Origin of the sequence: Kutzneria buriramensis (assembly GCF_003387475.1) — a bacterium.
Lineage (GTDB): Bacteria > Actinomycetota > Actinomycetes > Mycobacteriales > Pseudonocardiaceae > Kutzneria > Kutzneria buriramensis.
This window is the reverse complement of sequence record NZ_QUNO01000006.1, coordinates 216,559-234,400: the sequence shown is the minus strand read 5'-3', so window position 1 is coordinate 234,400 and position 17,842 is coordinate 216,559. Positions and strand designations below refer to the sequence as shown.

At 69.4% G+C, this 17,842-nt stretch carries 15 protein-coding genes; 4 read left to right on the top strand and 11 right to left on the bottom strand.

Annotated elements, in window-relative coordinates; translation table 11 throughout:
• Positions 1 to 211 precede the first annotated feature (211 nt).
• The 3 genes from BCF44_RS19145 (at position 212) to BCF44_RS19135 (ending at position 2,836) form a co-directional block, all read left to right on the top strand.
• The gene (locus BCF44_RS19145) at positions 212 to 745 is read left to right on the top strand and encodes an SDR family NAD(P)-dependent oxidoreductase (RefSeq protein WP_116175681.1); all 534 of its coding nucleotides are present in this window, start codon (positions 212 to 214) and stop codon (positions 743 to 745) included.
• A 134-nt stretch (positions 746 to 879) separates the two neighbouring features.
• Positions 880 to 1,221, top strand: a complete 342-nt coding sequence (locus BCF44_RS55540; RefSeq protein ID WP_170217611.1) for an ester cyclase — start codon at positions 880 to 882, stop codon at positions 1,219 to 1,221.
• Positions 1,222 to 1,240: 19 nt separating this feature from the next.
• Positions 1,241 to 2,836, top strand: a complete 1,596-nt coding sequence (locus tag BCF44_RS19135) for an outer membrane protein assembly factor BamB family protein (protein WP_116175679.1) — start codon at positions 1,241 to 1,243, stop codon at positions 2,834 to 2,836.
• Positions 2,837 to 2,894: 58 nt separating this feature from the next.
• On the opposite strand, the gene BCF44_RS19130 is transcribed toward BCF44_RS19135, so the two are convergent.
• The 7 genes from BCF44_RS19130 to BCF44_RS19095 form a co-directional block, all read right to left on the bottom strand.
• Positions 2,895 to 3,185 (bottom strand): hypothetical protein, encoded by a 291-nt coding sequence (locus tag BCF44_RS19130; protein ID WP_116175678.1) that lies wholly within the window; start codon positions 3,183 to 3,185, stop codon positions 2,895 to 2,897.
• A 630-nt stretch (positions 3,186 to 3,815) separates the two neighbouring features.
• Positions 3,816 to 4,946 (bottom strand): hypothetical protein, encoded by a 1,131-nt coding sequence (locus BCF44_RS19120; protein WP_116175677.1) that lies wholly within the window; start codon positions 4,944 to 4,946, stop codon positions 3,816 to 3,818.
• Positions 4,943 to 6,904 (bottom strand): hypothetical protein, encoded by a 1,962-nt coding sequence (locus BCF44_RS19115; protein WP_116175676.1) that lies wholly within the window; start codon positions 6,902 to 6,904, stop codon positions 4,943 to 4,945. The genes BCF44_RS19120 and BCF44_RS19115 overlap by 4 nt, the downstream gene beginning before the upstream one ends.
• The gene (locus tag BCF44_RS19110) at positions 6,901 to 7,827 is read right to left on the bottom strand and encodes a hypothetical protein (RefSeq protein WP_116175675.1); all 927 of its coding nucleotides are present in this window, start codon (positions 7,825 to 7,827) and stop codon (positions 6,901 to 6,903) included. The genes BCF44_RS19115 and BCF44_RS19110 overlap by 4 nt, the downstream gene beginning before the upstream one ends.
• A gap of 89 nt (positions 7,828 to 7,916) precedes the next feature.
• On the bottom strand, positions 7,917 to 8,621 hold the full coding sequence (locus BCF44_RS19105; RefSeq protein ID WP_170217610.1) for a Crp/Fnr family transcriptional regulator: 705 nt from the start codon (positions 8,619 to 8,621) through the stop codon (positions 7,917 to 7,919).
• A 370-nt stretch (positions 8,622 to 8,991) separates the two neighbouring features.
• Positions 8,992 to 9,684, bottom strand: a complete 693-nt coding sequence (locus tag BCF44_RS19100) for a response regulator (RefSeq protein WP_116175673.1) — start codon at positions 9,682 to 9,684, stop codon at positions 8,992 to 8,994.
• Entirely contained in the window at positions 9,681 to 10,916 is a 1,236-nt protein-coding gene (locus BCF44_RS19095; RefSeq protein WP_147328538.1) for a sensor histidine kinase, read from the bottom strand. Before BCF44_RS19095 ends, BCF44_RS19100 begins: the two co-directional genes overlap by 4 nt.
• A 209-nt stretch (positions 10,917 to 11,125) precedes the next feature.
• Here BCF44_RS19095 and BCF44_RS56675 point away from each other — a divergent pair, with 209 nt between their 5' ends.
• Positions 11,126 to 13,681, top strand: a complete 2,556-nt coding sequence (locus BCF44_RS56675) for a multicopper oxidase domain-containing protein (RefSeq protein ID WP_211353103.1) — start codon at positions 11,126 to 11,128, stop codon at positions 13,679 to 13,681.
• Between the two features lie 65 nt (positions 13,682 to 13,746).
• Here the strand turns inward: BCF44_RS56675 and BCF44_RS19085 are convergent, their stop codons facing one another.
• Genes BCF44_RS19085 through BCF44_RS19070 form a run of 4 tightly spaced genes read right to left on the bottom strand, consistent with a single transcriptional unit; the run spans position 13,747 to position 17,842 of the window.
• Positions 13,747 to 14,814, bottom strand: a complete 1,068-nt coding sequence (locus BCF44_RS19085) for an MSMEG_0565 family glycosyltransferase (RefSeq protein WP_116175671.1) — start codon at positions 14,812 to 14,814, stop codon at positions 13,747 to 13,749.
• Positions 14,814 to 15,644 (bottom strand): carbon-nitrogen hydrolase family protein, encoded by an 831-nt coding sequence (locus tag BCF44_RS19080; RefSeq protein ID WP_116175670.1) that lies wholly within the window; start codon positions 15,642 to 15,644, stop codon positions 14,814 to 14,816. Before BCF44_RS19080 ends, BCF44_RS19085 begins: the two co-directional genes overlap by 1 nt.
• On the bottom strand, positions 15,645 to 16,475 hold the full coding sequence (locus tag BCF44_RS19075; RefSeq protein WP_116175669.1) for a carbon-nitrogen hydrolase family protein: 831 nt from the start codon (positions 16,473 to 16,475) through the stop codon (positions 15,645 to 15,647).
• Positions 16,472 to 17,842, bottom strand: coding sequence for an MSMEG_0567/sll0787 family protein (locus tag BCF44_RS19070; RefSeq protein WP_116176004.1), 1,371 nt, complete (start codon positions 17,840 to 17,842; stop codon positions 16,472 to 16,474). The genes BCF44_RS19075 and BCF44_RS19070 overlap by 4 nt, the downstream gene beginning before the upstream one ends.

The following is a 17,842-nucleotide window of genomic DNA, read 5'->3' as shown; positions in this document are numbered from 1 at the left end:
CTACGTTCAAGGTATGCGACGCCAACGGAGCTCCCCCATTCCACCAAGGTGGTAGTAGCCCGGGTTAAGAATGCTTAAACGTGCTCTGAGCTGGGGGAATGATGGGCAGCGGAGTGCTTTGAGGTGTCATTTATTCGCGATTGACGGCGGCGTGCGAGCGTCCTGACGGAAAACGTCTCGAACGTGTGCTCGCCAGAATGGGGTCCTCAGCATGACCGCCGGAGTCGCACAACCGACCGACCGGGCCCGGCCGCCCGAACTGGCCGTCGACCGCACCATCGACCGTGCGCTGGTGCACCGCGCGTCGGTGGCGGAGGCGTTCGTCACCGACATCCAGACGGTCGGCGGCCTCGACTACGTGGCGGCCGCCACCTGCCGTTCCGGCGACCCGCCGGAGGGCACGTTCGGGGTGCGCTGCGACGTCACCGACACCGAGTCGGTGCAGCGCGCGTACGACGAGGTGCTCGCGCAGCAGGGCCCAGTACAGGTGCTGATGTGCAATGCCGGCGTCACTAAGGGCAGTCCGCTGCTCGGCATGTCCGAAAAGGACTTCGTCGACGTGATCGACACCAACTTGCTCGGTGCCATGCGCGCGGTGAAGGCGTGCCTGCACAACATGGTGCGTGCCCGCTGGGGTCGGATCATCCTGATCGGCTCCAGCCAGGCGCTGTGGGGTTCGCCGGGCGTGACGAACTACGCAGCGTCCAAGGCCGCGCTGGCCGGCTTCGCCCGTTCGCTGGCCTAGGAGGCGGGCCAGTGCAAGATCACTGTGAACGTGGCGTATCCAGGCCTGATCGACACCGACATGGTGGCCGGCCTGTCCGACGAGCACCGCGACTACCTCATCGGCATCACCGCGTTGCGCCGGTCTGGTGCGAGGTGTCGCCCGGCGTCGCGACCGGGCCGGAGGGCTACCTGTCCCCCGCCCGCTACATGCGTTCCGCGTTCTCCGATGCCCGCTGGCAGGCGGACGACTTCGTTGCCGCCGGCGACAAGCTCGCCGTGCGCGTGACGTTCAGCGGCGTGCACATCGGCGACTTCCTGGGCATCGCACCCACCGGCAAGCAGGTCACCGTGCAGCACCTGCACTTCTATCGCGTGCAGGACGGCAAGGCCGCCGAGCACTGGGGCGCCCGCGACGAACTGTCCCTGTTGTGCGAGATCAGCCTGTTCACCCCCGAGCACGCGACCCCGGCGGACGCCGGCGTCGCCGAGGACTGAACTGTTGGAAAGGAATCCGATGCAACTGTCCAGAGGGCTACGCGGCGGGGCTGCGCTGCTAGCGGTGGCATGCCTGCTGCTGGGCGGCCTGACCCAGGCGTCCGCCTCGCCGGTGTCGGCCATGACGCAGTGGCCGTTGGCCGGCCAGAACATCTTCGGCACCCGGAGCAACCCGTTCGAGACGAAGATCAACACGCACAACGTGGGCCAGCTGACTCCGAAGTGGACGTTCACTGCGCCCGGCGACATCTCGGCCACGCCGGCGATCGTCGCCGGCGCCGCGTACGTGACCGACTGGGGCGGCGGCTTCAGCAAGATCAACATTCGCACCGGCAAGCAGATCTGGCAGCACCAGATCGCCGAGTACAACGGGCTGGCCGGCAGCTTCTCCCGGACCAGCCCGACCGTCGACGGCGACACCGTCTACATCGGCGACCAGAACGCGCAGAACTTCGGCGCGGTGCCGCACCTGTTCGCCATCGACACCCGCACCGGCAAACTGAAGTGGTCCACGGTCGTCGACCAGCACCCGCTGGCGATCTTGACCCAGTCACCGGTGGTGTACCACGGCGTGATCTACATCGGCGTCGCCTCCAAGGAGGAGGTGGCCGCCACGCTGCCGAATTACCCGTGCTGCACGTTCCGCGGCAGCGTCGTCGCACTCGACCAGCGCAACGGCGCGATGCTGTGGAAGACGTTCCTGATCCCGGACAACGGCGGCAAGCCGGGTGGCTACAGCGGCAACGGGGTATGGGGCACCACGCCAACGATCGATCCGATCCACCACAATGTCCTGGTCGCCACCGGCAACAACTACACAGTCCCGCAGAGCGTCACGGACTGCCAGGACGCCGGCAAGACTGCCGCCGAGTGCCTCGCGCCGGACGACTACCAGGACGCGGTGGTGGCGCTAGACCTGGGCACCGGCAAGGTGAAGTGGTCGGCGGGCGACAAGACGTTCGATCAGTGGACGGCCGGGTGCAGCCCAGGCTTCCCACCGAACAACTGCCCGCCCAACCCCGGTAACGACTACGACTTCGGTGACGGCGCGCACATCTCGTTCATCCCCGGTCCGAACGGCGTGCCGCGCGAGGTGGTCGGCGCCGGACAGAAGAGCGGCGTGTACTGGCAGCTCGACGCCGGCACCGGCCAGGTGGTGTGGAGCTCCGCGTTCGGCCCCGGTGGCGTGCACGGCGGCGTCGAATGGGGCTCGGCGGTCGCGGACGGCCGGATCTACTTCGCCGACGCCAACACCAACCACGTGCCGTACACGTTGCCCAACGGCACCAGCACCGACCGTGGCTTCTTCGGAGCGCTGGACGCCACCACCGGCACAATCCTCTGGGAGACGGCGGATCCGTCACATGACGAGGACCCGGGCGCGGTGGCGACAGCCAACGGCGTGGTGTTCGGCGGCTCCATCAGTGGCCACATGTACGCGCTTGACGGCCGCACCGGCCAGATCCTTTGGGACTACAAGGGACTAGGCTCATCCAACGCCGGACCATCCGTTGTGGACGGCACGGTGTACTGGGGCAATGGCTATAATAACCGGTTCTACCCGAAAGGCCTGAGCGGCAAGACGCTGTACGCGTTCTCGCTGAACGGTCGCTGAGCGGGCAAGAAGGGAGGGGCGTCGCCACGGCGACGCCCCTCCTCTTGTGTCGTGCTGTCTACTTGGTGGCGGCCTGGCGCCTGCGTAGCTCCTCGTACAGCGGCTGCCACGCCTCCGGCGTGCCGCTCTGTTGGCGGAAGAACGCCAGGCTGGTGGCGGTGCCGTCGAACCGCTCGTGGATCTTCTTGGCCGCCACCGCCGGCTCGCCGACGATCGCGAAGGTCTCCACCGCGTCGTCGATGACGTCCACGACCTCGTCGCCGCGGCCCTGGGCGGCGAGCTGGTGCAGCTCGTCGCGCAGCTCCTCCAGCCCCAGAGCGTCGGATAGCTCAACGCCGAGAAAGTCCACACGAGACGGACCCCTCAAGCCCTTCACACGATGTCGCACAGGACGAGCCGTGTAGTTAGCGCGCAAGATCGTCCTCGGACACTGAAAATCATTTCCAATAATGTCGGTTCTCCTGCTTACGACGCAAAGGCATGTCCCGACTCCGCTGTCGTTCCACGACAAGCCTGGTCTAGCGCGTGTGCCGTGCCAAAAATCGACGCGTGCACGGTGACAAGGCATTTCGGTGGCCAGGTCAGGCAGCTCGTCGGTATTCGATGATTACGCCGCCGATCACCTTACGGCGTATGATCGGAGCGTCCAGCGGGATGACGCTCACTGGATCATGGTTCGGTGACCGGTGACCGAGGCCCCGATGTGGCCGATGGTCATTGAAGTGCCGGACGTACTTTCCCGAGGACCTACCTTGACACACCGGCCACGGCGGCGAATTTGCAGCCGACCGTCCCGAGGTGCCCGGGGTACTAGGAGGTCAAACGCGGCACGGCGTCGAGCGAACTGCTTCCCTGCCGGTAGGCCGGTCTCGGCAGAGACGCCCGTCTCAGCCAGGGCCAGCCAACCAGCGGACGGTGACCGATGTATTTGCCCCGGCTGCCATAGTAGTCACCTGGACACGACCCACTACGGACCGAGTCACTGCGGGTCGTCTAGATCCTCCTGGGGCGAGGTGGGAGGCGTGTCAGGCGGCAGGTCGTCGACGGTATCGGCCGGGTGTAGATCCTGGTCAGCAGGAGGCTCTTCGGGCTGTGTCTGCGGGGGCAGTGTCCGACGGTGCTTGTCGACGAGGGTGGCGACCTGATCAGCGAAGAGGTCGCGTTGGCCGCTGTCCTCGTCGCCGAATACGCCAGAGACGAATGCTTCGACGGGATCTGTCGGGGTTGCTGACCCGTCGTGGAAACCGTTGGTGGAAGGCGGTTCGGGCTCGACGTACCAGGCGTTCTCCTCCGTGATCAACGGTTCCGGGGAGGGCTGCGACGTCAGCTCAGGCTCGGGCAGTTCGTGGTCGTTGGCGGCCGCGGTGAGCGCGCGGAGCGTGGGGATGAGGTCGACGGTTTTGACGATCTGGCTGTAGTCCTGGGCCAACTTCCACACGACGGCGTTTCCGGGCGTGCTGAGCACGTCGTTGCCGAGGTATTCGCGCTTGCTGACCTCGAAGACGCGCTCGTGCTCCCACACCAGCTTCTCCTTGCGGATGGTGGCGAGCTTGGCCAGGCGGTCGCGGTCCTCGTCGGTCAGGTTCAGCGAGACGGTGTCTGCCCAGACCTCGACCACGCCGGCGGGATCTGGACGGCGGATGCCAAGTTCGGCGGCCAGCTGGATCTGGGTGAACGCCGGGTTGTTCGGCGGCCAGACCCTGGTCAGCGCGCAGGTCCGATCGAGAACCACCTTGCGTGCGGTGGCTTCGGCGTCCGCGGTGCTGCCGTGGCGGAGGTGGGTCCATCGGACGGTGGTGCTGAACATGAAGTGGTAGTCGGCTTCGTTGGTGGGAACGGGGACTGTGGAGACCTGGCTGCTGTAGTTCGGCACCTCCACCGGCACCGGCTCGGGCTGCATCGGCGGCGGTTGCCGCATCGCGGCACGCAGCTGCTCCTGGTGCCGCTGGTATGCCATCCTGCGGCCAATGAGCACCGTGGTCACCAGGCCGGCGGCGCCAAGCACCACGCACAGCCAGGTATTCCAGCCCAAACCGGTTGCGGCGAGCACGGGAAGCAGCACCGACCCGGCCGCCATCGCGGCGAGGGCGACGAAGTCGTCGCGAGTCATCCGGAGAATCCTTTCGGGACATCGGAGAAGAGGTGCTGGACTCCGAGTGCGACGTTGATGCGCTCACGCAGCCGGGCCAGGACGAGCCGGCGTCGGCCGTCCTGCCCACCGTTGGCCCACAAGCGACCAATACGGAACAGCTGGCCCAGCAACGGCGGTTGTCCCTCGGTGGCTTCGACGAGAATGTCCAGCAATTGAAGGGATTCCGCGTGTACGGACACGCTGAGCCATCTACTCATCGCCGTCCTGACAGGCTCCTCGCCAGGCCGCGACAGCAGCGCCCGCCAGCCCATCGCAAGCTGACGTTCAGCGGCCGGTGCGAGCGCGGGCAACGAAACGGGGCCGAGTTGCGCGCTGGCGCCGACAACGCGCGGCCTAATGAGCTCAACGAACAGCTCGTCATCGCCTGCCCGCAGGCCATTCCCGTACGGACCGACGCACAGTCGACGCAGGACCCGTGGCCACAGCGGCGGCGCGTCGGCCAGGCCGAGCAGGGTGCTCGCCGCGTCCTGTGCGACGGCGGGATCGTTGTGGTGGGTCAGGTGGTGCAGGCGCACGATGGCCTGGTCGGGTACCGAGGTGGCGATCACGGTCGCGGACACGTTGATCACCAATTGAGCCAGTGCCGGCGGCAGCGTGGGCTGCCGGGCCCATTCGTAGCAGACGTGCCGGAACATCGAGGCGTACTTCGGGTGCTCCAGCGCAAGCCGTAAAGCCTTCTCAAGCGCGGCAACGGCATTCGGTGATGCGGCGTGACCTTCTCGCGTCCACGACTCCGCCAGCTCCCGAATGTCGTCGGGACGGTCGACGGCCAGCAGTTGGGCTGCCAATCGCCAGGTGAACTCGTCGTGCTCGGATGGTGTGAGTGCGTCGCATCGACCGAATTCTCTCGCCCACTTCGATAATTCCGCGCGCAAGCCGGGATAATGCCGCCAAATGTGGCTGCGCACGGCGGCATCCATTCCGATGCGACCGAACCCGATCTGCCCGCTGGGCGCCACACTGATCCTGAACTGCTCTAACGCGTGGGCAAGATCGTTTTCGTCGAGTGGGTGGTCGTCCCGGACTGGATAGTCCAACGTGGCAAGCAGTTGCTCGTAGCCGAGGTGGACCGTGTCGGCCGAGCCACCGTCGAACATCGCCGCTACCAGCAGCAGCGCACGGCACCGGCCATCCCGCGCGCCCACAACCAGGTCGGCCGCGTCCGCTGACTGGTCGGACAACGCCTCGACGGCACCAAGAATGCTGCCATCACCCTGTTGACGGACCTGTTGGGCCAGATTGGCCACCTGCTGCATCGAACTGGCGGCCAGGAACTCGCGGACCTTGTCATCCGTCAGGTCTTCATCCCTGGGGACGATGCCGTCGCGCTCCAGGTGCCGGCGGAGCACCTTGTCGGCCGCTGGCCGGCCGAGGTCGTGCACCCGACCGGCCAGCTCCCCCTCGACGACGTCCCGATAGCCGACCGGCAGCACCACCAGGAGGTGGGCGCGCCGCTCGACCTCGGCGCGGAAGGACTCGAACCGGTGCAGCAGCGTCCGCAGATCGCCCGGTTCGACCGCGGTGAGGTCGAGCAGCAGGCGGTCGCCCACGCCCACGCTCTCCGGCGACGGGCTGACCTCGTTCTCGTCGTCGTCGAGGACGACGGACTGCATGAGGACGGTGTCCGGCCGGCTGTCCTGCAACAACATCCGCGCGGCGGTCTGGCGGCCCGATCCCGCCGCACCGGCGACTACGACAATGCCGGGTTCGCGCAGCTTCGCTTGGGCCTCGCGAAAGGCGGGCGTGTCCGGGGCGACGAAGCGTTCGGACAACCAGCTGGACCGGTCCGCGCTCAGCCAGCGGGAGGCGGCGGCTTTCCGGAGCTCGTTGATGTACACCGGCGCCTGGGGGTCGGTGATCGTCACATTATGGCTGCCGGAGATACCGCCGACGCCACCGAATCGAACGTCGTTCATCGCGGCGAGGAGCGACGCCGTGGAGGGTTGTCGCCGTTTCCCATCGTGCCCGAGTTAGCGCCATCGACATAGTTGACCCGATCGCCGCTGAACTTCGGTCCGACGTGCTGGGCGCCGGAGCCGGTGTGCACGGGCCCACGCGGGTCGGTGATCGTCATGTTGTTGCTGCCGGAAATATCCCCGACACCGCCGACGCGGAACGAGCCAGGAACCTCCGCGGCCGGCGGGACCGAGGCCGTGATGTCGGGCTCCGGGCCGGCCACGCGGAAGCCACTCGCGAGCAGATCACCCGAGGGAGCCGGAACGCGGAGATACGCCGTCCCCTGGAAGCTCTTCACCTCCACCGGCGCCGGCACATAAAGCGAGGGGTCATCGGCGGCGTAGCCGGACACGACCGCGTCCTCGTAAGCCCGCGCCGACACGATGGCAGCCACGCACGTCACCGGCCCACATCGGCTGAGCAGGTCGCGCACGGCCGGAGCGTCGATCAGCCGGTGGGCCACCACCCGGGCCTCGCCGCTGCCCTCGCTGAGCAGGTCGGCTCCGGTCGAGGTCACCGGCCCGACGTGGATGGTGACGCGCATCCGCAGCGGCTGGGACTGCGCGTCAACGCCGTTGCGATAGGCGATCTCCTCTTGCAGCGCCGGCAGGAAGGGGTTGATCAGGAACGGCAGCAGCGCCGAGCGCAGGCCCATCGCGTAGCCGTCGCCAGTCGACCGGCCGAACACGGCCTCGCTCCACATCTCGGCCAGGCCGGCGCGCTGGAATGCCTGGCGCAGGATGCCAGGGATGGCGTCGGTCAGCGCGGCGTGGTCACGCCCGCGGCGGCCACTGAAGTCCTTAACGTCGACCACGAGGATCGCGCAGTAGGGCGGCAGTTGCGCCGGCTGCTCGCCGTGAGCCATCAGGCCGGTCTCCGTCATTCTCGATCCCTCCGGGAGGCGGTGCTGCTTCTGGGGCAACGGTTCCAGCACGGGGAGTTCGATGTTGTCCGATAGCCGACAAAGCCAGGTCACAGCACGGCGACGCCGGCGTGCGCGGCCAGGATCGCGCTGTCCGAGACCACCACACGCCGTCCAGGCCCCAGTGCCCCGGCCTGCCTCAACACGCTGATCTGCTCGGACACGGTGCTGCGCACCATGCCCAGCGCCTCGGCAAGTTCCTCGTGCGTCAGCGGCACCACGAACCGATTCGGATCATCGGACTCGGCGAGCGCGATCAGTTGCAGTACGAGCCTCGCCAGCCGCTGGCAGGCGGTGAAGTGGGCAAGCTGGATGCTGAACGGCACGGTCTCGACCAGCTTCGCCGTCACGTAATCCTGCAACGCTGTCGGCACCCGCTGCTCGGCCAGCAGTCGGTGCAGCTGCGGGGTCGGTATGGCGACCAGGTGGCAGGTCTCCAACGCCACTACGCTGGCCGTGCGCCGATGCGCCTCGGTCAGCGCCAGCTCACCCAGCAGGTCACCCCGGCCGCGTACCGAGACCAGCAGCTCGGCGCCGCCGCCGTCGGACACCATCACCTTGACGCGCCCGGATTCCACCAGCAGCACGTACCCGCCCGGATCACCTTGCCGGAGAACGAACTGGTCCCGCTGACAGACCCGACGTACGCCTGATGCCAGCATCCGCTCCCACGCCAGCGTGCCGACCAGCTCGTGGAACCCCCGAGGCCGCCCTGTCACGTCCCACAACCCGTATCGCTCAACGTGATCAGCCACTGACATAAGGTAACACCTGGATCCTCGAAGATGCCCCGCGTCGTATGGAACCACGTTCTTCGGAATCTCGGTCGAACGATCCCAAATTCGAGGAATCTGTTCCGCCCACGCCAAATATGACACCACTGGCCGCGTCGTTAGCCGCTCCAGCGGGCAATCCGCCCAACTCCGTCAAGAGAAGTGGAACACATACGCGCACGGAATACCTCTGCCGCCGCTGGCTGGAGTCCGCGCCCTGACACTGGCACTGGCCGGGCCCGGCCATTCCGCCGATGCCGGCAGCAACACCTGTGCCGAGAGCGGCGGCAAGGGTACACCGCACCTGGTCCCGGACACCTGCACCCGAGCTGCCCGTGGGTGGCGGCGGTGATCAGGGCCAGGGTGTGCCGGGCTCGTGACCAGCTCCCACGGTCACGAGCCTGGTCTCGTAGGCGATGACGACGAGCTGGGCCCGGTCCCGCGCGGCGAGCTTGTTCATGATGCGGCTGACGTGCGTCTTGGCGGTGAACGGGCTCAGGAACAGCTCGGCGGCGATCTCGTCGTTGGACAGGCCCCGGCCGACCAGGGTCAGCACCTGCCGCTCACGGTCGGTGAGCCGGTCGACGCGGTAGTCCGAGACCACCATGTCGAGGCGCCCCTTGGCGGCGATGTCGGCGATGAGGCGGCGGGTGACACTCGGCGACAGCAGCGCGTCGCCGGCGGCGACGACGCGGACCGCCTGCACCAGCTCGGCCGGTTCGGTGTCCTTGACCACGAAGCCGGACGCGCCGGCGCGCAGCGCCTCGTAGACGTAGTCGTCGGACTCGAAGGTGGTCAGGATCAACACGCGCACACCGGCCAGGTCCTCGCTATCGGCGATGCGCCGGGTGGCCTCCAGCCCGTCGACACCGGGCATCCGGATGTCCATCAGCACGACGTCGGCCCGGGCCGACGCGGCCAGGCCGACGGCCTGCTCGCCGTCGGCGGCCTCACCGACGACGAGGATGTCGTCGGTATGCTCGAGCAGGGCGCGAAAGCCGGCCCGGATGAGGGCCTGGTCGTCGGCCAGCAGCACGCGGATCATCGCGCGACCTCCAACGGAAGCCGGGCGGTGACCTCGAATCCGCCGGCGCGAGCCCGGCCGACGTCGAGCGTGCCGCCCGCGGCCGCCGCGCGCTCCTGCATCCCGATCACGCCGTGCCCGCTGGCCGGCGGCTCACCCGACGGCCAGCTCACCGGCGGCCCCCATCCCGTGTCGGTGACCCGCAGGGTCACTTCCCGCGCGCCGTAGCCGATCTCGACGGTGGCCGTGGCCGGGCCGGCGTGGCGGATCGCGTTGGTCAGCGACTCCTGCACGATGCGGTAGGCGGCCAGGTCCACGGCCGGCGGCAGCACGACCGGAGGTTGGCCGGTGGTGACGACGGCGGTGGGCAGGCCGGCCGCGATGACCCCGGCGACCAGGGCGTCCAGCCGGGACAGCCCCGGTTGCGGCTGGTTGGAGTCGGGCTCGTCGACCTGGCGCAGCACGGACAGGATCGCCCGCAGCTCACGCAGGCCGTCCTTGCTGGCGGTCTTGATGGCGTGCAACGCGTTGGCGGCGTTGGGCGGCAGGTCGCTGGCGACGTAGGCGGCGACTCCAGCCTGCACGTTGATGGTCGACATCGTGTGCGCGACGACGTCGTGCAGCTCGCGGGCGATCCGCAGCCGCTCGGCGTCCACGGTGCGGCGGGTCTTCTCCTGATGGGTCCGCTCCATCAGCTCCGTGCGCGCCCGGACCTCCTCGATGTAGCGGCGCCGGTTGGCGCTGGCGATGCCGCCGAGCACCGCGACCGCGACCAGGCCCACCAACGCGATATCGCCGCTGGTGACCGCGACGGCCGGGCCTGCGACGATGGCCACCGCCAACGCGGCCAGCGTCACCAGTCCCTGGAGAACGGCCTCGTACACCGGCACGGTCAGCGCCACGGTGTACAGCGCGATGGGCGGGATGACCAGGGCGGCGTAGCTGATGGAGCCCAGCAGCGCGAAGGCCAGCACCCCGACCACCGAGGCCGCCAGCACGGCCTTGGGATGACGGCGACGCCAGATCAGCGCGAGGCCGGCCGCGGCCACGAATAGATAAGCCCATCCGGGAGAGGAAACGATGACATTCCCGTGATAGATGGGTCCGGAATCGAAAGAGGGATTCGACTCGCTGTAACAGCCCCATACCGTGATGATGGTCACTATGACGGCCAGAACGATATCCACGACCAGCCGAGGCAGCCGCCATCGGATGCCGCTGATCGCGCCGGGCGCGAAGCCGTACGTGCTCACCACACAAGGGTAGACGGAAGCGAGTGCCTCACAGCATCTCCACAGGAAGGCTGGCTGTACTTCCGGCGAAGTAGATCGAGATACTTCCTGGGGAGTATCAGCAGCCTTCCGCTGTCCGATGCCGGCTGCCGCGTTCGCTGTGACGCTGTCCGTATGAGGATTTCTCTTTGTCGTCCGGCACATTCATGCCTACTGCCGGAGCCGCCTCGATGAACGTCCCACTGGCCGTCGCCGCCCGCAAGTGGTATCTGCGGCGGGTTTATTCATCACCGTGGTCGCACCTGCACGCCTACTTCGCCGCCGACGCCGCCCGGGTTGTCCAGTCGGCGCTCGGCCTGTTCTGGCTGATCGACGGCGTAGTGCAGTTGCTGCCGTTCGCGTCCACTCCGGACGGTGCCGGGCTCCTCGACGGGCAGCCGCAGTGGCTGACCCCCAGCCTGGCGTGGGTGGCCGGCCTGGACGGCCCCGGCCTGGCGCTGTGGCACGCCCTGTTCGCGCTGGTCCAGGTCGGCATCGGGCTCGGCCTGCTGGCCCGCCCCACCGTGAAGGTCGCGTTGGCCGGCTCAGTCGGGTGGGCCGCGGTCCTCTGGTGGCTGGGCGGGTCCTTCGGGCTGCTGTTCACCGGCGACGCCAGCCCGCTAACCGGCGCGCCGGGCGCCGCGGCGCTGATCGTGGTGCTCGCACTGCTCGCCTGGCCCACCGATCGGCCCGGCGGTCTGCTCGGTGACCGAGGTGCCCGCGCGGTGTGGGCGGCGCTGTGGATCGGCATGGCCTGGCTGTGGCTGAGAGTCTCCGACGGCGGCGACGTCATCGCGCTGGTGTGCGCCGGCGCGTCGGCGCTGGTGGGTGCCGCCGTCGGAATTCGTTGGCACGCAAGGACGTTCCTGTGGACGGCGATCGGTCTCAACCTCGCCTATTGGTTCGTCGGTCAGGGCTTCGGCGGTCTGGTGGCCGGCGAAGGCATCGACGCGGGCAGTGGCCCACTGTTCATCGTGCTCGCCGGCCTGCTGTTCACCCTGTTCCCGCTGCCGGCGACCGAGTCCTCGACCGTGGCGGCTGGCAAACCCGCGCTGACGCAGGCCGAGCTGAGCCGACGCACCGTCCTGACGTCGGTCGGTGTGGCCGGGGCCCTGGCCGCCATCGCCGTCGTCGCCGATGTCGCTGGCGCCTTCGGCCGCGGCGGCGGGGCCGGGGGGCCGTTCGGCGGCCCGCTGCTGGGCACCCACAAGAAGGACACCCACGGCGACGGCGGGCACTCCAACGACAACAACGGCGGCGGCAGTGCGTTGAGCGGCAAGGACCCGAACTCCGGCATCCAGACGCTGACCAGCCAGGCCCCGATGCCACCTCAGTTCAAGGCGACGCTGCCGATTCCCCAACAACTCAAGCCCACGCGCCAGACCGGGGACACCGACTACTACGAGATCGTGCAGTCAGCGGCCACGGCGGAGATCCTTCCCGGCCTCAAGACGCCGATCTGGGGCTACAACGGCACCTTCCCCGGGCCGACGATCGTGCAGAACCCCAACCGCAACGTCGTGGTCACCCATCACAACAACCTACCGGTACCGACCGTGGTGCACCTGCACGGTGGCGCGGTGCCCCATGACAGCGACGGATACCCCACCGACTTCGTGCTGCCGGCCGCGTCCTACGGCGACTTCTCGACCATGCCCGCGATGGGCGACATGCCGGCCATGTCCGACCCGGACGCCGTCACCAGCCGGCAGACCCGCGACTACAGCTATCCCGAACAGCCCAGGGCGGCGACGCTCTGGTACCACGACCACCGAATGGACTTCACCGGCGCGAGCGTCTACCGCGGCCTGGCCGGCTTCCACATCGCCCACGACGCCGAAGAACAAGCACTGCCGCTGCCGCAGGGCGCTCGCGACGTGCCGCTGATGATAGCCGACCGCGCCTTCGCTGCCGACGGATCGTTCCTGTACCCGGCGCTCGACCCCACGATGCGCTCGACCCCCGGCGTGGACAAGGACTCGGGCAACGGCGTCATGGGCGACGTGATCCTGGTCAACGGCGCGCCCTGGCCGGTGTTCCAGGTGGACACCGCGCGCTACCGCTTCCGCATCCTCAACGCCTCCAACGCCCGCACCTACCAACTGGCCCTCGACGACTCCTCGGGTTTCGTCCAGATCGGCACCGACCAGGGCCTGCTGGCGGCGCCGCAGACGCTGGACTCCATCGCCATATCACCCGCGCAGCGGTTCGACGTTGTGATCGACTTCAGCAAGCACAAGGTCGGCGACCAGATCACCCTGACCAACCAGCTCGGCGACGGCTCGACCGCGGTTGTGATGCGCTTCCAGGTGGCGCGGACGGCCACCGACACCAGCAGCGTCCCGGCCACGCTGTCGAAGGTCGAGGCGATCACCCCGGGCTCCTCGGCGCAGGCGCGGACCATGAAGTTCCACCGCGCCGGCACCGACTGGGAGATCAACGGGCGGATCTTCGACCCGAGCTACTCTGAGGCCGACGTGCGCGGTGGCAGCACCGAGGTGTGGACGGTCACTTCGGACTTCCACCACCCGTTCCACGTCCACAACTGCGCCATGCAGGTCGTGTCCCGCGACGGCCAGGCCCCGGGCCCGTACGACCAGGGCTTCAAGGACACGGTGTTCCTGAACAAGGGTGAGAAGGTCCAGATCGCCATCCGGTTCAGCGACTACAAGGGCCGCTACGTCTTCCACTGCCACAACCTCGAACACGAGGACATGGGAATGATGGCCAACTTCACGATCAACTGACCACGGCACCGCGAAGAAGCCCGCAGGAGTTCACCGTCCGTGACCGCTGTGCCAACCCGATCAGGTCAACTGAGCGAAGACCGGGCTGGGGTTCCGCACAGGCTCCGGTAGAAGTTCCGGTGGGCTTCGGCGGCCGCAGCCCAGGTGTAGCGCCGGGCCAGTTCCTGCCCCGACGCCGGGTCGGTGCCGTCGAGCGCGGCTCGCAGCTCGCGGGCGAAGCCGGGCGGGTCGGCGGCGAACCGCGCCGCGCCGCCGAAGACCTCGCGCAGCACCGGGAGGTCGCGGGTCACCACCGGCACGCCGGCGGCGAGGGCCTCCATCGCGGCCAGCCCGAAGCCCTCCTTGATGGAGGGGAAGGCGAACACCGCCGCCGAAGCGACCAGCGATGGCAGTTCGTCGTGCGCGACCGGGCCCAGCACGACCGGCGAGACGCCCAGCTCGGCGGCGCGTTGCTCCCATCGGGTCCGGTAGTCGCGGTAGTCGAAGAGCGTCTCGCCGCCGGCGATCAGCAGGCGCAGGTCCGGCTGAGCCAAGAGCGCGTATGCCTCCAGGAGGTCGAGCGAGCCCTTCCGCGGCTCGATCCCGCCGACCGCCAGTACGTACCGGCCCCGCGCCGAAGTGCGTGGCGCGGTCGCGAAGCGGTCACAGTCGACGCCGTTGGGGATCACCGCCGCCTCGACGCCCCAGCCGACGCGGACCTCCTCGGCGACCGCCGCCGAGACGCAGATGTGCGCGTACGGCCGGACGATCGCGCGCTCGTGGCAGGCCGCCAGCTCCGGCGTGGTGAAGGTGTCCAGGTGGTGGATCGTCCGGACGCACCGGTCGACGGCGTTCGCGCTGATGCAGTCCTGCGCGTGCACGACGTCGTAGGCGCCAGGGGTGAACGCCGCGCGCAGCACCGCGATGGACCGCAGGATCCGCTCGCCGACGCCTTCGCCGGGCACGTCCGGGAACGGCACGATCGCCAGCCGCACCCGCGGGTCGACCGGCCGGAAGAACCCCGCGTCACCACCCCGACCCAGCGTCCAGACCGTGACATCCTCACCGAGTTCCGCCAGCGCCTCGGCCAGCGCGAGCGTGTGCACGACCCCGCCGCGGGGCTTGGTCGAGTAGCTCAGCAGGGCGATGCGCATCAAGCCTCCCGGTACACCGACGGTTTCCGTTCTCCCAGGTGGTGCAGCACGCGCCGGGCATTGGCGATCTCCTGCCCGATGTCCAGCTCGGCGACCGCGATCCCGGCCTTGGACCAGGTCCGGGCGAGGATCTCGCCGCCGGGTCCGACGACCTTGGCCTGGCCGAGAAACCGCATCCCGCCCATCGCACCGGTCTGGTTGGACGAGACGAGCACGACCTGGTTCTCCGCCGCCCGCGCCTGGTCGTAGAGGTCGAACAGGCGGGACTGGCGGTCCTGGGCCATCCGCGGCGCGCGGTTGGTGATGCTGGTCGGCCACGCGCTCAGGCAGGCGACGATGTCGGCGCCGTCGATCGCGAGCGACCGCGCCGACTCGGGGAAGGTCTTGTCGTAGTCGATCAGCATGCCCAACCGCCCCACCGGCGTGTCGAACGCGGCGAACCGGTCACCCGCGTCGTAGGCGGCGCTTTCCCCCGGCGGCTGGTGCACCTTGCGGTGCCGCCCGAGCACTCCGTCGCCGGTGACGCACACCGCCGAGTTGTAGCGCCGCGGCCCGTCCGCCTCGCAGTAACCCACGCAGACGACCATTTCCGCGGCCAGTGAGGAGATGGTCTTCAGCTCCGCACAGTCGGGGTCGAGGGCCGGCGGGAGCGCGTCCGGGTCCGGGTGGCGCAGGTCGGCGAGGTAGCCGCCGAGGGCCGCATCCGGCAGCACCAGCAGCGCGGCGCCGGACGAGCGCGCGTGGTCGATCAGCGTCGCGATGCGCTGGAGGTCGAAGTCGAGGTCGCGGCCGAAGTGCGCGGCCACCGCGGCGATCCGGGTCTGCCCCATTCACGGGACACTAACCGGGTAGGCGTCGGGCCGTCTGTCGGCCAGGTGCCCCATCGACCGCCGGGCCGTGGCGAGCGCCTCGTGGACGTCCAGTTCGGCGATGGCCATGCCCTCGGCGACGCCGGTGTCGGCGAGGATCTCGCCGCCGGGGTCGACGACCTTGGCGCTCGCGACGAACCGCAGGTCGCCGAAGGTGCCGGACTGGTTGGCCGAGAGCCAGACGATCTGGTTCTCCAGCGCGCGGACCCGGTCGAACAGGTCGAACCGGCGTTTCCAGCGGTCGTCGGCGAGGTCGGCCGCCGGGTTGGTCCGGCTGCTGGGCCAGGCGGACATGCAGATGACGATCTCGGCGCCGTCGAGAGCCAGGGCCCGGGCCGATTCGGGGAACGCCTTGTCGTAGCAGATGACCATGCCCAGCCGCCCGACTGGCGTGTCGAAGGCGGCGAACCCCCGGCCCGCGCCGTAGCTCGCGTTCTCGGCCAGGGGCTGGTGGACCTTGCGATGGTGGCCGAGGACGCCGTCGCCGGAGACGCACACCGCGGAGTTGTAGCGGCGGCCGCCGGCGAGTTCGCAGTACCCCGCCGTGACCACCAGGTCGCCGGCCAGCGCGGCCAGCCGGCGCAGCTCCGGGCCGTCGGCGGCCAGCGCGGGTGGGCCCTCGGCGCCGCCGTCGAGGTTGGCGAGGTAGCCGCCCAGCGCGGCCTCGGGCAGGGCCAGCAGCCGGACGTCCTCGGCCTTCGCTTCGCCGATCAGCTTCTCGATGCGGGCGAAGTCGGCTTCGAGGTCGCGGCCGAACGGCGCGGCAACCGCGGCCATCCGCAGTGTGGTCATGAGTTCCCCAATCCGGTGACGCCGCCGTCGATGGCCGGCGTCCGTTCGCCGTCGGGCCAGCGCAGCATGACGCCGATGCCCGCCACCAGCTCGCCGCAGGCCGCGGTGACCGCGGGCCCGGCGGGTGCCGGGGCGCCGGCGGTCAGCATCGCGAAGCCCGGGAAGCAGGTCAGCCAGTCCCCTGTGGACGCTCCGCGCGGCCGCGGCACGCGTTCGACGTCCAGCACCGCGCCGCAGCCAGACGCCTCGGCGAGCATCCCGAGGGTGCCCGCGATCCCGGCCATTGAGACGTCCTTGGCCGCGGCCGGTCGCGCCACCGCGACCGAGCCGAGCAGTTCACGCAACTCGGGCGTGCGGCGGAAGCTTGTCGAGTCCCACTGGCGTCCGGTGTAGCCGGGCCGCCAGCCGCCGCCGAGGTCCGCGGTGAGCCAGACGCGTTGCCCCGCCTTCCCGCCGCCGCCGGGGACCGGGTCGCTGGTCCGGCCCAGTGCCGTCACCGACAGCGAAGCTGGGACACCGAACTGTGTGTGCCCGCCGAGCACCGGCACGCCGTACGCCTCGCTCGCCTTACGCAGTCCACTGAGGACACGGGCGGCGAAGGACGCGTCGCGGGCGCCGAGCGCGTCGAGCAGCCCGGTCGGCGTGGCGCCCATCGCGGCCAGGTCGTTGAGGTTGACCAGCACCGAACACCAACCCGCCCACTCCGGGTCGCGCTCGACCATGGCCGGGATGATCGCGTCGCAGGCCGCGACGACATCGGTGCCGGGCAGCGGGACGCCGTCGTCGCCGACGAAGCCGGGCACGCCAGTCAGCCCGCGCAGCAGCGGCCCGAGCGCGGCCTTCGTCGATCGGGCCAGCTCGGCGATCCGGCCGATCGGCCAGCGCATGAGCACGTGGTCGTGGCCGGCGACGGTCACCGGCCGCACCCGCTGCCAGCCGAGCCGGGTGAACAGGCGCTCGGTGCGAGTCTGGACCGTGGCCTCGAACCGCAACGCACCGTCGGCCTCGGCCCGCGCGCAGGCCGCGCGGACCAGCGCCGAGCCGATCCCGGGCGGCGAGCCGGGGGCGACGACCAGCCGCCCGCCCCGCCACCACCCGAGGTCGGGCCCGTCGGTGGCCGGCCCGAGCCGGACCCCACCCCGCACTTCGCCCGATGCGTCCCGGGCCACCAAGACCACGGTGCGCGGGTCGGTGTCGTGGTGGTCGAGGTCGTGCCCGGCGAACAGGCCCTGCCGCGCCACGAACGCCTCATGGCGCAACGCCCGGTACGCCGTGAGTCCACTACGGTCGGCTTCGTCGATCTGGAACGCCGGGCGGGCGGCGATGCTGCGGACGTCGCCGAGCAGCGCGAGGATGTCGTGGTCCAC

What these genes read in the sequence shown, in the direction of transcription:
- BCF44_RS19135 (WP_116175679.1), top strand. Translation starts at nt 1,241, where the DNA reads ATGCAACTGTCCAGAGGGCTACGCGGCGGGGCTGCGCTGCTAGCGGTG.
- BCF44_RS56675 (WP_211353103.1), top strand. Translation starts at nt 11,126, where the DNA reads ATGAACGTCCCACTGGCCGTCGCCGCCCGCAAGTGGTATCTGCGGCGG.
- BCF44_RS19080 (WP_116175670.1), bottom strand. Translation starts at nt 15,644, where the DNA reads ATGGGGCAGACCCGGATCGCCGCGGTGGCCGCGCACTTCGGCCGCGAC.
- BCF44_RS19100 (WP_116175673.1), bottom strand. Translation starts at nt 9,684, where the DNA reads ATGATCCGCGTGCTGCTGGCCGACGACCAGGCCCTCATCCGGGCCGGC.
- BCF44_RS19115 (WP_116175676.1), bottom strand. Translation starts at nt 6,904, where the DNA reads ATGAACGACGTTCGATTCGGTGGCGTCGGCGGTATCTCCGGCAGCCAT.
- BCF44_RS19075 (WP_116175669.1), bottom strand. Translation starts at nt 16,475, where the DNA reads ATGACCACACTGCGGATGGCCGCGGTTGCCGCGCCGTTCGGCCGCGAC.
- BCF44_RS19085 (WP_116175671.1), bottom strand. Translation starts at nt 14,814, where the DNA reads ATGCGCATCGCCCTGCTGAGCTACTCGACCAAGCCCCGCGGCGGGGTC.
- BCF44_RS19110 (WP_116175675.1), bottom strand. Translation starts at nt 7,827, where the DNA reads ATGACGGAGACCGGCCTGATGGCTCACGGCGAGCAGCCGGCGCAACTG.
- BCF44_RS19120 (WP_116175677.1), bottom strand. Translation starts at nt 4,946, where the DNA reads ATGACTCGCGACGACTTCGTCGCCCTCGCCGCGATGGCGGCCGGGTCG.
- BCF44_RS19145 (WP_116175681.1), top strand. Translation starts at nt 212, where the DNA reads ATGACCGCCGGAGTCGCACAACCGACCGACCGGGCCCGGCCGCCCGAA.